The 423-nt window shown below is 61.0% G+C and carries 1 protein-coding gene; it reads left to right on the top strand.

Annotated features, from left to right (window positions below; genetic code table 11):
- A partial coding sequence (locus AAGW05_RS18580) for an ISL3 family transposase (RefSeq protein WP_411806039.1) occupies window positions 1-423 on the top strand: 423 nt, incomplete at both ends.

The following is a 423-nucleotide window of genomic DNA, read 5'->3' as shown; positions in this document are numbered from 1 at the left end:
CTGGCCACGAACGCGTTGGAAGCCTTCCGCCGTTCCATCTGGCAACGCACCCGTGAGCTGCCCGATCAGGACATCGCGAAGAAGTTCAAGGGAACCCGCTGGGTACTGCTGAAAAACCCACAGAACCTCACCGAAAAGCAACAGCTCACCTTGGCCGGGCTCGAACGCACCGGAGGGCTGCTCTGGGACGCCTACCAACTCAAGGAATCCCTGCGGGAAGTCTTCGCCGGCGACCTCAACCCCGCGGACGTCATGGAGATGATCACCACCTGGTGCGAGCTCGCCGCCAAATCCAACATCCGCGAGTTCACCAAGGCCGCGGCGACCATCCGCTCTCACACCAAAGGGATCTACGCCGCCGTCACCAGGAAACTCTCCAACGGTCGCCACGAAGGCCTCAACAACAAGATCAGAACCATGACC

This window comes from Arthrobacter sp. LAPM80 (assembly GCF_046736435.1).
Classification (GTDB): domain Bacteria; phylum Actinomycetota; class Actinomycetes; order Actinomycetales; family Micrococcaceae; genus Specibacter.
Note: the sequence above shows the minus strand (reverse complement) of the source record. Positions and strands in the feature narration are given on the sequence as shown.